This is a genomic window from Streptomyces sp. NPDC091289, from assembly GCF_044757365.1.
Classification (GTDB): Bacteria; Actinomycetota; Actinomycetes; order Streptomycetales; family Streptomycetaceae; genus Streptomyces.
Window position 1 is genome coordinate 1 of record NZ_JBIVUT010000015.1, and the last position, 13,683, is coordinate 13,683.

A 13,683-nucleotide genomic window follows, 5' to 3' on the forward strand; every position below is an offset into this window, starting at 1 on the left:
CCGACGCGGGTGGCTTCGACGACGAGGCGGCCGCCGGCGTTGAGGGTGGCTCCGGTGACGGTGTCGCCCACGGCGACCTCCACGGGCACGGACTCGCCCGTGAGCATCGAGGCGTCCACGGCGGACGAGCCCTCGACCACCGTCCCGTCCGTCGCGATCTTCTCCCCGGGACGCACCAGGAAACGGTCCCCGACCTGCAACGCGGCGGTCGGGATCGTCGTTTCGACGCCGTCGCGCAGGACCGTGACCTCCTTCGCGCCCAGCTCCATCAGCGCCTTCAGCGCCGCCCCGGCCTTCCGCTTCGAACGGGCCTCGAAGTACCGCCCGGCGAGGATGAACGCCGTCACCCCGGCTGCGGCCTCCAGATAGATGTTCCCGGCGCCGTCGCTGCGGGCGATGGTCAGCTCGAAGGGGTGCGTCATCCCGACCATGCCCGCGGTCCCGAAGAACAGCGCCCACAACGACCACAGGAACGCGGCCGACGTGCCGACGGAGATCAGCGTGTCCATCGTGGCCGCGCCGTGCTTCGCGTTCGTCCAGGCGGCACGGTGGAACGGCCAGGCGGCATAGGTGACGACCGGTGCGGCCAGGGTCAGCGAGAGCCACTGCCAGTAGTCGAACTGGAGCGCCGGGACCATCGCCATCGCGATCACCGGGACGGACAGGAGGACGGCGGTGACCAGGCGCTGGCGCAGGGTGGTGAGTCCGTCGTCCTCCGCGCCCTCCGCCGCCGCGGCGGTCGTCTCCGTACCGTTGCTGCCGTTGCTGCCGTTGCTGCCGGGGGAGGCGGGCGGTGCGGGTGGCCGGGCGGTGTAGCCGGTGGCCTCGACGGTCGCGATCAGGTCGTCGACGGACACGTCGGTGCCCTGGTAGGTGACCTTCGCCTTCTCGGTGGCGTAGTTCACGGTGGCCTCGACGCCGTCCATCCGGTTGAGCTTCTTCTCGATCCGGGCCGCGCACGAGGCGCAGGTCATCCCGCCGATCGCGAGCTCGACCGCGGCGGTGTCGGCGGCGGAGCCGGCAGCGGTGGTGGCGGTGGTGGCGGAGTGCGCGGACACGGGGTCCTCCCTGAAGCCGTCCGGATACCCCTGGGGGGTATCCCTTTCTCTCCCCATGTATACCCCCCACCCCTATGAAGCGCAAGGCGCGACCGGAAGGGTGCCGAAGGGGGTGCCGCGGGGGGTGCCGCAGGGGTGCGTCACTCGTTCGCGGGGCCGGGTCGCGCGTCAGCGTCGTTGTGCGTTGAGATAGAGGGCTGCGCCGCCCGTCTACCGACCCGTAGGCTGGCCATTGGACTAGACCTATAGCTGTGTATCGGAGGAATGGGGACCCATGAGCAACCGTGCAGTCCTGGAGGTGATCGCTCTTGACGCGGAGGACGCGGTCGCTGCCCAGGCCGGTGGTGCAGACCGCCTCGAACTGGTCACCGACATGGCCGCCGACGGTCTGACCCCGTCGCGGGAGACCTTCGCGGCGATCAGGTCCGCCGTGGACATCCCGCTGCGCGTGATGCTCAGGGTGGCGGACGGCTTCGCCGCCGGTGACATCGATGTACTCGTCGGCAAGGCCCGCGAGATGCGGGAGGCGGGGGCCGACGAGTTCGTGCTCGGCTTCCTCGACGCGGAGGGCCACGCCGACCTCGTCGCCGTCGAGCGGCTCGTCGCCGAGCTGGACGGCTGCCGGTGGACGTTCCACCGGGCGATCGACCGGGCCGCCGACCGCGACGCCCTGCGCAAGCAGCTCGCGGACCTGCCCGGCCTCGACACGTTCCTCACGGCGGGTTCGCCGGCCGGGGTCGACGCCGGCATCCCGGTGCTCCTGGCCGAGGCGGCCCGGGCCGGCGAGCCGGGATACGAGGCGCAGGTCCTGGTCGGCGGTGGCCTCCACCTGCACCACCTGCCGCAGCTGCGGGCGGGCGGGATCGACGCGGTCCACATCGGCGGCGCGGCCCGGCCCCGAGGCTGGTCGGCCCCGGTGGACGCGGCAGCCGTACGGGAGTGGCGCGAGGCGCTCGACGCCTGACGGACCCCGGACCCCGGGCCCCGGGAGCCGGGAGCCGGGAGCCGGGAGAGAGGGGCGGGAACCACCGAGGTTCCCGCCCCTCCCCACGCCCCTACCCCTTCAGCGCCTCCGGCAACGGCGCCGCGTGCAGCACGGTCAGCCCCGACACCGCACGGGTCAGCGCCACGTACAGCCGCCGCAGCCCGGTCCGCTCGTCCGGCTCGCCGTCGACCACGGCCGCCGGTTCGTCGAGCACCACGTAGTCGTACTCCAGGCCCTTGGCGAGCGACGCGGGCACCAGCGTCAGCCGGGACGCGGCGGTCGTCTCCTCACCGGGGGAGAGATACGCGTGGCCCGCCGCCGTCAGGGCCGCGCCCAGCGCCGGGATCCGGGCATCGGCGGCGATCAGCCCGATCGACCCCTCGTGACGCAACGACTCCTCGCAGGCGGCGACGACGGCGGAGTCCAGCGCTTCCGCCTCCGGAACCTCCCGTACGGCCAGCGAACCGGGCGACTCCCGCACCGACTCCACCGCCGCGAGCCCCGGCGAGATCGCGGGCAGCAGCCGGGAGGCGTACGCGATGACCTCGCGCGGCACGCGGAAACCGGCCGTCAGCTCCTCCACCAGCGCGTCCGCCTTTCCCAGATGGAACAGCGCCTCGCTCCAGCTCTCCGTGGACCACGGCGTCGTCCCCTGCGCGAGATCGCCGAGGACGGTCGCGGAACCGGTCGAGCAGCGCCGCCCCACCGCCCGGTACTGCATGGGGGACAGGTCCTGCGCCTCGTCGAGCACGACATGGCCGAGCGAGTGCGTACGGGCGATCAGGTCACCCGCCTCGTCGATCAGCACGGCGTCCGCCGCCGACCACTTGGCGGACTTCACACTGCGGGCGGGCTTCGCCCACAGGAGCCGCTTCTGCTCGTCCTCGCTCAGCAGCCCTTCCGCGTGCGCGGCCAGGAACTCCGCGTCGGAGAGCAGCCGCAGCACCAGCTTCGCCGGGTCCACGGCGGGCCAGACCGCCTTGACGGCCGCCTTCACGGCGGGGTTGCGGGCCACGGCGTTCTGCACCCGGTCGTCGGGCGCCTCCCCGGCCTCCTCCATCCGTACGAGAACGGCGTGCGCGATCCGCTGCGGCAGCGCCTCGTGCGCGGCCCCGTACCGCATGTCGCGGGCCAGCAGCTCGTCGACCATCTCCTGGATCTCGTACGCGGGCACGCGCCAGCGCCGGGACCCGCGCACCACGACGACGGACTCGGCGGGGGCGGTCACATGGGAGCGGATGGCGCGGCGCAGCACCTCGGCCATGCGGGCGTCGCCCTTGACGACGGCGGTGGCCGCCTCGTCCTCGCCCCGGACCTCGACGCCGGTGCGCACCAGGTCGTCGACCGTGGCCTGCTTCACCTCCAGCTCGCCGAGGGCGGGCAGGACCTGCTCGATGTAGTGCAGGAAGGAACGGTTCGGCCCGATGACGAGGGTGCCGGTGCGGGCGAGCCGCTCGCGGTGCGCGTACAGGAGATACGCCACCCGGTGCAGGCCGACGGCGGTCTTCCCGGTGCCGGGCCCGCCCTGCACGCAGACGGTCCCGCCGAGGCCGCTCCGTACGATCTCGTCCTGTTCGGGCTGGATGGTGGCGACGATGTCGCGCATCGGGCCGACGCGCGGCCGCTCGATCTCCGCCTGGAGCAGCCGGCTGGTGTGCTCGGCCCCGGGGCCGGCCTCGGAGCCGTCCTCGCCCGGTTCGGTGAGGTGCTCGTCCTCGTACGCGGTCAGCTCGCCGCTCGTGTAGCCGAAGCGGCGGCGGAGCCCGACGTCCTGGGGGTTGGTGCGGGATGCCTGGTAGTACGGCTGGGAGACCGGCGCACGCCAGTCGATGACCATGGGGTCGCCGGCGGCGTCGTGGACGTGCCGGCGTCCGATGTAGAACCGCTCGCCGTCCGCGCCCTCGGCCAGCTCGCCGCCGACGGCGTGCAGATAGTCGAGGCGGCCGAAGAACAGCGGGGTGTGGGAGAGGTCGGCGAGCGCCTTGATGCGGTCGTCGATCTGGGACTGGAGCACTTCGGCGTTGACCCAGTTCGCGGTGACATCGCGGATGTCGAGGGCCTGGACGTCCTCGCGCATGCCGCGGAGGGCGGCGCGGGACGCGGCGAGATGGGCGCGTTCGCGGGCCAGGGGGTCGCGGGGGTCGAGGGGGTCTGGGGGATCTAGAGGGGAATCGCTTTCTGCTACGTGCGCGGGCACGGTGTTGCCTCCGGCTCATCGACGGCTCTTCAACGCAGGACGGCGGACCGCGCGCCGGTGCCGGCCGGGAGCCGGGGCGGGGCGGTCCGCTCGGAAGGTTGGTTCGCGAAGGTGTCGACCGGTTTCCGTCCGGTCGGCGGCGCTCCCCCGGCTGCCGGCAGCGAAAGGCCGGTACCACGGTGCGGGAGGCGGGCAGACCGGCGATTGTAGCCACAGCGGGCGGCACGGTCGAAACGGAATACGGGCTCCGCCGGAGGTGGCGGTGCCAGGGGGACCCGTAGGGGACGCCGGGCCCCGGCATGGCACCGCAGACCTACCCGCCCGCTCACCGGCTTCCGTCTACGGACCGACGCGGCCGAACGGGTGACGGGAGCACCATGGATACATGAGCACAGCCACCCTGAACCCACGCAGGACCGGCCCCGCGCACGGCGCGACCGCGGCCACCGGTCACCACCGACCCCACCGCGTCGGCAACGCGGTGCGCGCCGTGAAGGTCTTCGTGACGACGGCGTTCGGCGTCGTCGTCCTGGGGGAGTACGCGGAAGAGGCGGGCGTCGTCGGCCGGAGCCGCTGACCGCCCGCCCCTTCCGGAGGAGTCAGTTGCCGGCGAGCAGCTCGTCCGCGTCGACGATGCGGTACGCGTACCCCTGCTCGGCCAGGAACCGCTGGCGGTGCGCCGCGAAGTCCTGGTCGATGGTGTCGCGGGCGACGACCGAGTAGAAGCGGGCCTCGTGCCCGTCGGCCTTCGGCCGCAGGACGCGCCCCAGCCGCTGCGCCTCCTCCTGACGTGACCCGAAGGTCCCCGAGACCTGGATGGCGACGGTCGCCTCGGGCAGGTCGATGGAGAAGTTGGCGACCTTGGACACGACCAGGACGCTGATCTCGCCCTGGCGGAACGCCTCGAAGAGCTTCTCGCGCTGGGCGTTGCTGGTCTCGCCCTTGATGACGGGCGCGTCCAGGTGCTCTCCCAGCTCGTCGAGCTGGTCGATGTACTGCCCGATGACGAGGGTCTGCTCGCCCTGGTGCTTGCGCACCAGCGCCTCGGTCACCTTCCGCTTGGTCGCGGTGGTGGCGCAGAACCGGTACTTCTCCTCCGTCTCGGCGGTCGCGTACGCGAGCCGCTCGGCGTCGGTGAGATTGACCCGGACCTCGACGCAGTCGGCGGGCGCGATGTAGCCCTGCGCCTCGATCTCCTTCCACGGGGCGTCGAACCGCTTGGGCCCGATGAGCGAGAACACGTCGGACTCCCGCCCGTCCTCCCGCACGAGCGTCGCGGTAAGACCCAGCCGCCGCCGGGCCTGGAGGTCGGCGGTGAACTTGAAGACGGGCGCGGGCAGCAGGTGGACCTCGTCGTAGACGACGAGCCCCCAGTCACGGGAGTCGAAGAGCTCCAGGTGCGGGTAGACGCCCTTACGCCGGGTGGTCAGCACCTGGTAGGTGGCGATGGTGACCGGCCGGATCTCCTTGCGGGTCCCGCTGTACTCCCCGATCTCCTCCTCGGTCAGCGAGGTCCGCTTCACCAGCTCGTGCTTCCACTGCCGGGCGGAGACGGTGTTGGTGACGAGGATCAGCGTGGTGGCCTTGGCCTCGGCCATGGCACCGGCCCCGACCAGCGTCTTCCCGGCCCCACAGGGCAGCACCACAACGCCCGACCCACCGTGCCAAAAGCCCTCCACGGCCTGCTTCTGGTACGGCCGCAGCGACCAGCCGTCCTCGGCCAGCTCGATCGGATGGGCCTCGCCGTCGACGTACCCCGCGAGGTCCTCGGCGGGCCACCCCAGCTTGAGCAGGGTCTGCTTGACCTGCCCGCGCTCGGAGGGGTGCACGGCCACGGTGTCCGGGTCGATCCGGGCCCCGACCAGCGGCTGGACCTTCTTCGACCGGAGGATCTCCTCCAGCACGGGCCGGTCGGTGCTGGTGAGGACGAGCCCGTGGACGGGGTGCTTGGACAGGGTGAGCCGCCCGTACCGCGCCATCGTCTCGGCGATGTCGACCAGGAGCGCGTGCGGCACGGGGTAGCGGGAGTACTCGACCAGGGCGTCGACGACCTGCTCGGCGTCGTGCCCGGCGGCGCGGGCGTTCCACAGCCCGAGCGGGGTGACCCGGTACGTGTGGATGTGCTCGGGCGCACGCTCCAGCTCCGCGAACGGCGCGATGGCACGACGGCAGGCGTCCGCCTGGTCGTGGTCGACTTCGAGGAGCAGCGTCTTGTCGCTCTGGACGATGAGGGGTCCGGTCACGCGCTTCGGCCCTTTCTGCGGGGTGCGGCCACGGATGCGGCCAAACGTCCAGTGTGCCGCATCGGGGGGCGGGGCGGGGTGGGCGTGCGTGGAGGTGCCCGGGAGCCCGGCGGCGGAGGACGCGGGGGAGGGCCGGCAGGGGGGGGCGACCGGGAGGCCGACAGGTGGCCGACAGGGAGGCCGGATGTGGCCGCAGGGAGGCCGGAAGTGGCCGGTGGCGGTGGACCGGTGGCTGATACAAAGAAGTGGCGTGCCGGCAGGGCGCCGGTGCGGGGGAGGTCACGCGTGTCCCAGCCGTACGACGAGCAGCAGCCGCCGACGCCATCGGGGGCCCAGCCGCCGGGGCCCTACGGCGCACCACCGCCTCCGCCGCTGCCCCCGCAGCCGGGGTACGGCCCGCCGCAGCCGGGCCCCGGGAGCGGACAGCAGCCGGTCGCCGGAACCGGACAGCAGCCGGGCCCCGGAACCGGGCAGCAGCAGCCGGTCGCCGGGAATCCGTACGCGCAGCCGGTCCAGGACGCGCCCCCGCAGGGATACGGATACGGCGGCGGCGCGCAGCCCGCTCCGTACGGGAGCGGCCAGGCACCCCACGACCCGTACGGGACCGGCCAGGGGCAAAACGGCTCGTACGGAAGCGGTCAACCGCCCCAAGGCCCGTACGGGACTCCCGGGGCCGGGGATTTCCCGCCGCCGCAGCCGGGCCCGCCCGCGCCGCGGAAGAGGGCGGGGCTCATCGCGGTCGCCGCCGTGCTGGCCGTGGCGGTCATCGGCGGCGGGGTCTGGTTCGCCGTGGACCGGGGGAGCGACAGCGGCAGCGATGACGCCAGGCCGCCGACGACCGTGGGGACCCCGAGCGCGTCCGGGTCCGACGGGAGCACCGGGGAGAGCCCGCCCGTGAGTGACCCGACGACGGACCCGGCCGGTGAGCCGTCCGCCTCACCGCCCGCACGCTCGGACAACCCGTTCGTGCCCCAGCCCACCGGCACCGGGCTCCAGGCGGTGTGGAAGAAGCCGGACTCCACGATGCTCGGGCTCGGCGAGGCGTACACCGACGAGCCCGCGAGGATCAACGCGATCCTCAGCATCCGCGACGGGATGGAGTGCAAGGGCCGCTGGCAGAAGGACGAGAGCGGCGACTTCCTGGAGATGGCTCTGCTGTGCGAGGAGGACGGCGTCCGGGTCGAGAGCAAGGACCGGGTCGGCGAACTGCGGCAGAGCGGCGACACGTTGACCGTCACGTGGAAGAAGGGCGCCACGGGGACGGACACGTTCGAGCGGTTCTCGGACATGAGCCCTCCCACCTGACGGTCGCACCGGGGCCGGGGCCCGCTCCGGCCTCAGGCCCCGCGCCGCTGCGGCCCGAAGCGCACGGGAACGCCGGGCGAGTACAGCACGCTCACCGGATCCCCAACCGGCGCGGGCAGCCCCCCGGTCGCCACCAGGTCCTCGTCGCACTCGACCAGCTCCGCCCGGTGCAGGGGCCACCGGGGATGGACGTTGGGCAGATGGACGGTCCGCCCGAAGAACGAGGTGTGCAGGGCCCAGCGGGCGGTCAGGAAGTGCTCCAGCGGCGTGGGTTCGTCGATCACGCCCCCTGTACGCAGCACGATCCTGCTCCGCGCACCGCGCGGACCGGGCCACCGCCGGGTGCTCGTGTACGTGAGGGTGTCGCCGGAGCGCTCGATGTCCATCCGGGACCACACGTACGGCAACCGGACGGCGGCGCGCGCCACGAGGACCGGGATGAGCCGCGAGGCGTCGAGGGACCGGAAGACGACGCCGCGCCGACCGCGTTCGTCCACGGAGTACAGCCGGACGTTGGTCTCGGGGAACGTCCCGAGATACGGAATCCCCGGCAGTCCGAGCCCGCCCACCCGGTACATCCGGAACGCCACGAGCCCCACGTACGTCGTCGTCCCGTCGAAGGTGTCGGGCACGGTGCCGCGCGGCAGCAGCGGTGCCACGTCCGCCGGATCGACGGCCCAGTGCAGGAAGGCCAGATCCAGCCAGGACTGCATGAGCAGCGGCGGCATCGGCGCGGCGGGCGGGGCGGGCGACACGGGCTCGGGCGGCAGCGGCCGGGGGGTGCGGGCGGCGACGGACATGCCCGCAGCATCGCAGACCGGACGTCCCGAGGCCCAGCAGAGCTGCAACTCCGGCCGCGGCATACCATCGACGCGCTCAAGCCGAAGGTCCAGAACAGGAATCCGGCCCGGAAGCAGGATCAAGACAATCAGGATCAAGGCAAGCAGGATCAAGGCAATGAAGAACAAGAAGGCGATCGCCGCCGTCGCGAGCGGCACGGGCCTGTCGGTCCTCGCCGGGCTGTTCCTGTGGTGGGACACGAACGTGTTCGCCGCCACGGAACTGTGCGCGGGAAAGCTGACCGGCGAGCAGGCCGAGTCGCTCCTCGACAGCCGGGGCCGTATCTCGGACGTGACGGAAGGCATCAGCGACGACGTGTCGTTCCGCTGCACGGTGAGCCGCACCAGCAGGATCACGGGGGCCGAGGAGCTGGAGATGGTGATGAACACCGCCGTCTATATACCGGATTTTCCGTTCAGCACGTACACCTGGGACAACTCCTCAAGCAGGTCCTTCCTGTCGGGGGACGTCACCGGGGCGGTCTCCGGGAGCCGCGGCTGGGTCATGCTGCCCGAGAAGTGCCGGTACAAGGTCCGCGGGGTTCTGGACGGCGGCGTGAAGTTGGCCCCGGTACCCGACAACGCTCAGGTCGTCCAGGTGGAACTGAAAAAGGGAACCGTGGACCCCCAGAAGCTCGCGCGCGTGCTCGTGGACGCCGCGCAGAAGGTCGCCGCCGCTGCCGGGTGCTCCAACGACGCCCCGTTGCAGGCACCCAAGGTTCGGCCGCCCACGAGCCCGGAGGCGATCACAGCCGATTCGCTGTGCGGGATCCCCGGATTCCGTCTGCCGGGCACCGCCGTGGCCAAGGGCGATGCCAAGCTCGAAGTGCAGCGCACCAGCGGAGCACCCTCGGACTCCTGGGCCTGTGACCTCTACCGGTCCGGCGGTCAGGACGAACCCCAGTTGTCGTTCGGTTCCAGCTTCGACCCGAACATCGTCGACGAACGTCTCAAGTCAAGCGTCGGCTTCGAGGACCTGGCGGACGGCACGGGTGTGGTGGACGCAAACAGCCGGGCCATCCTGAAGTGCGGAGGCAAGGACCTTTACCTCGGCGTGCACTGGGACTATAGCTACCTGAGGCCGTTGTACCGCAACCGCTCGAATCCGTCGGACTCGGCCACCCGAGACGTCTTCCAGGCCTTCTTCGACGCCGCCGGGAAGCAACACGGCTGCCCCTCCGTGAAGCTTCCGCCCGACTCGTCCGGCCCGTCCGGCCCGTCCGGCTGACCGGTTCCATGCCGCCCCGCGCCTACCCCTTCCCGTCCTCCGCGAGCTCGGCCACTCCCGTGATCCGGTGCAGCGGGTAGGTGCGGACCTCGTCGGCCGTGTGGTCGTACGCCGTGACGAAGCCGCCCTCCACGCGGACCGGGGCGATCACGCGCTGGCTGGCCGCGCCGTCCGCGTTGACGTAGCCGATCCAGACCGCCGAGCCCGTCATCGCGGCCGCCTGGACCGTGGCCAGGGTCTCGGCGGGGGTGGTGCGGGGGAGGGAGCCGGAGGGGGTGGTGGAGGACGCGTCCTCGGACGTTTCCTTGCGGACCACCGTGGCGGCCGTGTCGCCCGCGCGGATCGCCCGTACCGCCGCGCCGAGCAGCGTGGCGTCCGGGACCGGCGGGCCCTCGGGGACCGGGGCGGGCGGGGTGCGGGGCGGGGTGCGGCGGGCGCCGGCGCGGGTGATCAGGACGTCGCCCTCGGCGGACTCGGCGGCCGGTGCGTAGCCCATGTCGCGCAGGGCTTCGAGGAGGGAGCCGGGGTCGGACTGGGAGGCCAGGACCGTGGGGGCGAGGCGGCGCAGGCGCAGGCCGGTCGAACGGCGGTCGGCCAGGATCTCGTTGAGGACCGCCTCGTCGTCGCAGCGTACGTACGCGGACGCCGAGCCGATCCGCAGATGGCCGTGGCGGCGGGCCACGTCGTCGATCAGATAGCTCAGCGGCTGCGGCACCGGCGTACGGCTGTGCGCGGCGAGGAACGCGTGCAGGTCGGTCGCCGCCTGCCCGGCGTCCAGGGCGCGGCGCACCGAACCGGGCGTGAAGCGGTACACCGTCGCCCCGCCCTTCGACTCCACGTCCGCCAGGACCGACAGGGTCTCCGCCAGCGGGCGTTCCAGCGGGCCCGGCGCCACCGCCGTCAGGTCGGCCTGGAGGAGGACGTGGTCCAGGGGGTCGGGGATCAGCGGGGCGAGGAGCGCCGCCGCCGCGTCCGGGCCCTCGTCCAGCAGGGCGCGGGCCTGCGAGGAGAGCGCGCCCCGGCCCGTGATGCCCAGCAGCTCCGCCTCGTTGAGCGTCCACAGGGCCAGGCGGGAGCGGAGGTCCGTCCCCTCCGTCGAGGCCGGGCCCGCACCGGTGGCCGTCGCGGTCGTTCCGCCGCGCAACGGGCGTTCCCAGCGCAGCCGTCGCAGCAGCGTCTCGGCGTCCGGTGCGGTGCCCGGGGGGAGTTCGGCGAAGAGGGTCAGGACCCGGCGGCGTACGTCGGGGGCGGCCGAGCGGTCCAGCTCCGGGCCGAGCGCGGACAGGGCCCGGCCCTTGGCGTCCTGGCCGCCGACCAGGCCCGGGGTGCGGGTGGCGGCGAGCCAGGCGGTGGCGAGGTGCGTCCAGCGGTCCTCGGTGGACAGGTCGAGCCACTCGTCGGACGCGGGCGTCGGCGCGTACCGTTCGTCGGTCTCGCCGTCGGTGGCCAACAGGCCCGCACCGTAGGCCAGTTCGATCCAGAAGGCGGCGATCGGCTCCGACACGTCCAGGGCGTTCGCGGCGCGCTTCAGTTCGCGGACGCTCAGCCCGCCCGCGCGCAGGATCGCGGGGCCGCCGCCGTTCCAGAGCTTCAGCAGCTCCTCGATGGTCGACAGCGCGGTGAACGCCTGGCCCGCCGCCGCTCTGTCCACAGCCTGTGGATCGCGTTCGGCGGCCGCCGCGACGGCCGGGGGGACCGGTTCGGGTACGCGGTGCGCGCGTCCGGCGCGCAGATGGAGGGCCGCCTCGCGCGGCAGGACCACCGTGCGGGTGGAGACCGGCAGCAGTAGGCCCCGGTCGCGCAGCCACTTCACGGGGGGAGTGGGGTTGGGCGTGACCTCCCCGTACGGCGGGCCCCACACCAGCCGGTCCAGGACCGAAAGGGCCTCCACCGGGGCGGTGTCCAGCAGCTCCGCCATCCGCGTCCGGTCCGTGAAGAGGGACGAGAGCGCCGCTACCGCCGAGACCGGGTCGTGCGTGGCGGGCAGGCCCGTCGCCGTCAGGATCTCCTGGAGCCGGCCCGGCGACATGCCCGCCGTCGCCTCGGAGACCGTGGGGCCCAGGCCCGTGGGGGAGGGGTGCTGCGGGGACGGGGCGAGCAGTTCGCGGGCGGTGCGCACCAGCCGCAGCCGGTCGTCCTCGCCCCAGACCAGGGCCTGTTCGCGCAGCGTCGCCAGGGCGCCCGGCAGGGCGGCGGTGATCGCCGCGCCCGCACCGTCGCGCTGTTCGCCGTCGTCGAGCCCGTCGCCGGTGAGCAGGGACAGGAGCGTGTCGTACGGGGCCGGGTCCGGGGCCACCGCCAGCGCCTCGGCGGTCTGCAGCGCGAACCGGTCCAGGTGTTCCAGCGCGCGGACGACGGACGCCCGCGTACCGGCCCGGGTGGCGAGCTGGGTGATGTCGTTCGGCACCGGGTTGAGGAGGTCGGGGCGGGCACGCAGCAGCCCGGCCAGCGATTCGTCGCCCCGGGCGCGCAGGGCTTCGGCGAGCGTGCGCGGTGGTGTGGTCGTCCCCATCCGTCCCACGGTAGCCGCTGGAACGCTACCGTCGGGGCAGGGCCGGTAGAGGGGATGCACCGCGTGGGGATCGAGAGCGACCAGCTCGTCTACGACTACCTGAGCCGGGTCGGCGACCTGGCCCAGCAGCAACAGCTGTCGTCGGGCGCCCGGATGCGCCTGGTTTCGACGCTCCGGGGCGAGATCGACCGGCAGCGCGGCACGGCGGGCGCGGACTCCCCGGCGACCGTGCGGCGCATCATCGGCAGGCTGGGCAGCCCGGACGAACTGGTCGCCGCTGCGGCGGAGTCGGCCGACGGCACGGTCCCGCTGCCGTCCGCACGGGCCGGGACGGGGGCCGGCGAGCAGCAGCGGCGGACCTCCCTTCCCCGGCCCCGGGGCGGGCTGCTGCGCAAGGAGCCCAAGGAGGCGAGGAAGCCGAAGGAGCCTGCCCCGGGGCCGGACACGGGCCGCGAGACCGAGGCCGTCAGGAAGCCGAAAGCCGGTTTCGGGCGGGGCGCGTCGCGCCGCGCTCCCGAGGACACGCCGGAGAGCCGTACGGAAGGCGCCGACGCGGCCGCCGTCCCCCGCCCCGGACCCGCCCCCGACGACGACGTACCGGTCCAGGCCTGGCCCGACCCCTCCGCCCCGCACATGCTCGGCCAGGACCAGCAGGGGGACACGGACGGCGCGACGGACTGGTGGCGCCTGGAGCCGGGCCCCTTCGACGAGGGGACCGCCATCCCCGGGTTCTTCGGCGGCATCGAGGCCCCGGAACTGCTCGGGAGGCGACCGAAGCCCCTGGAGAAGGACGAGAACGGCGAGAAGGAGGACGAGGAGAACGAGGAGAACGGGGAGGCGGACGAGGAGGGCGGGGCCGACGCGGCCGCCGCCGGGACCGCCCGGCGTCGCCGCGCCCTGCGCCTCGTCAAGCTCCGCCGCCGCAAGGCCGCGACCGTCGCGGAGCCCGAGGCCGCCGCCCCCGGCCCCCGCAGCGGCTTCGCGCACCCGCTGCTGCTCCTGGCCGCCGTCCTGCTCGTCGCGGGCGTGGTCACCGGCTCCTGGCTGCCGCTGGCGGGCGGCTGGCTGATCGCGTACAGCTCGCGCACCCTTTCCCGTACGGAGGCGAAGTGGGCGGCGCTGGGGCTGCCGGGCGTGGTCGCGGCCGGGGCCCTCGTATGGATCTGGGGCCGGATGGAGGGGCGCTGGGGCGAGCCGATCCGCGAGGGCGCGATGCGGGACGTCCTGCTGGAGACCTGGCCGGTGGTCGTCCGCGTCGCCGCCGTCGCCTCCGCGCTCTACCTGGTGTGGCGGGCCCGGAGGCGTACGGGGTGAGG

General features: G+C 73.5%; 12 protein-coding genes. 5 read left to right on the forward strand and 7 right to left on the reverse strand.

Annotation, left to right across the window (positions count from 1 at the left end; all coding sequences use genetic code 11):
* Window positions 1–1,058 (reverse strand): heavy metal translocating P-type ATPase (locus tag ACIQPT_RS20760; RefSeq protein WP_401157353.1); only part of this gene is annotated, 1,058 nt, incomplete at its 3' end.
* A gap of 274 nt (window positions 1,059–1,332) precedes the next feature.
* Here ACIQPT_RS20760 and ACIQPT_RS20765 point away from each other — a divergent pair.
* Complete coding sequence (locus tag ACIQPT_RS20765; protein WP_401157354.1) at window positions 1,333–2,022, forward strand: copper homeostasis protein CutC; 690 nt, start codon at window positions 1,333–1,335, stop codon at window positions 2,020–2,022.
* A 91-nt stretch (window positions 2,023–2,113) separates the two neighbouring features.
* Here the strand turns inward: ACIQPT_RS20765 and ACIQPT_RS20770 are convergent, their stop codons facing one another.
* Window positions 2,114–4,240 (reverse strand): HelD family protein, encoded by a 2,127-nt coding sequence (locus ACIQPT_RS20770; protein WP_401157355.1) that lies wholly within the window; start codon window positions 4,238–4,240, stop codon window positions 2,114–2,116.
* Window positions 4,241–4,625: 385 nt separating this feature from the next.
* Here ACIQPT_RS20770 and ACIQPT_RS20775 point away from each other — a divergent pair, with 385 nt between their 5' ends.
* The gene (locus tag ACIQPT_RS20775; protein ID WP_401157356.1) at window positions 4,626–4,817 is read left to right on the forward strand and encodes a hypothetical protein; all 192 of its coding nucleotides are present in this window, start codon (window positions 4,626–4,628) and stop codon (window positions 4,815–4,817) included.
* A gap of 22 nt (window positions 4,818–4,839) precedes the next feature.
* On the opposite strand, the gene ACIQPT_RS20780 is transcribed toward ACIQPT_RS20775, so the two are convergent.
* From ACIQPT_RS20780 to ACIQPT_RS20790, 3 genes are all read right to left on the reverse strand, one after another.
* Window positions 4,840–6,483: a DNA repair helicase XPB gene (locus tag ACIQPT_RS20780; RefSeq protein ID WP_401157357.1), complete on the reverse strand. Its 1,644-nt coding sequence runs from the start codon at window positions 6,481–6,483 to the stop codon at window positions 4,840–4,842.
* A gap of 279 nt (window positions 6,484–6,762) precedes the next feature.
* Entirely contained in the window at window positions 6,763–7,101 is a 339-nt protein-coding gene (locus ACIQPT_RS20785; protein WP_401157358.1) for a hypothetical protein, read from the reverse strand.
* A gap of 20 nt (window positions 7,102–7,121) precedes the next feature.
* The gene (locus tag ACIQPT_RS20790; RefSeq protein WP_401157359.1) at window positions 7,122–7,361 is read right to left on the reverse strand and encodes a hypothetical protein; all 240 of its coding nucleotides are present in this window, start codon (window positions 7,359–7,361) and stop codon (window positions 7,122–7,124) included.
* A 16-nt stretch (window positions 7,362–7,377) separates the two neighbouring features.
* On the opposite strand from ACIQPT_RS20790, the gene ACIQPT_RS20795 reads away from it, so the two are divergent.
* The gene (locus ACIQPT_RS20795; RefSeq protein ID WP_401157360.1) at window positions 7,378–7,788 is read left to right on the forward strand and encodes a hypothetical protein; all 411 of its coding nucleotides are present in this window, start codon (window positions 7,378–7,380) and stop codon (window positions 7,786–7,788) included.
* A 32-nt stretch (window positions 7,789–7,820) separates the two neighbouring features.
* On the opposite strand, the gene ACIQPT_RS20800 is transcribed toward ACIQPT_RS20795, so the two are convergent.
* A complete protein-coding gene (locus tag ACIQPT_RS20800; protein WP_401157361.1) occupies window positions 7,821–8,588 on the reverse strand; it encodes a YqjF family protein in 768 nt (255 codons plus the stop codon).
* 157 nt (window positions 8,589–8,745) lie between these two features.
* Here ACIQPT_RS20800 and ACIQPT_RS20805 point away from each other — a divergent pair, with 157 nt between their 5' ends.
* Complete coding sequence (locus tag ACIQPT_RS20805) at window positions 8,746–9,855, forward strand: hypothetical protein (RefSeq protein ID WP_401157362.1); 1,110 nt, start codon at window positions 8,746–8,748, stop codon at window positions 9,853–9,855.
* 22 nt (window positions 9,856–9,877) lie between these two features.
* On the opposite strand, the gene ACIQPT_RS20810 is transcribed toward ACIQPT_RS20805, so the two are convergent.
* On the reverse strand, window positions 9,878–12,367 hold the full coding sequence (locus ACIQPT_RS20810) for a helicase C-terminal domain-containing protein (protein ID WP_401157363.1): 2,490 nt from the start codon (window positions 12,365–12,367) through the stop codon (window positions 9,878–9,880).
* Window positions 12,368–12,421: 54 nt separating this feature from the next.
* Between ACIQPT_RS20810 and ACIQPT_RS20815 the strand changes: the two genes are divergently transcribed.
* Window positions 12,422–13,681 carry a hypothetical protein gene (locus tag ACIQPT_RS20815; RefSeq protein ID WP_401157364.1) on the forward strand — a complete coding sequence of 420 codons (1,260 nt, stop codon included), beginning with the start codon at window positions 12,422–12,424 and terminating at the stop codon, window positions 13,679–13,681.
* Window positions 13,682–13,683 lie beyond the last annotated feature (2 nt).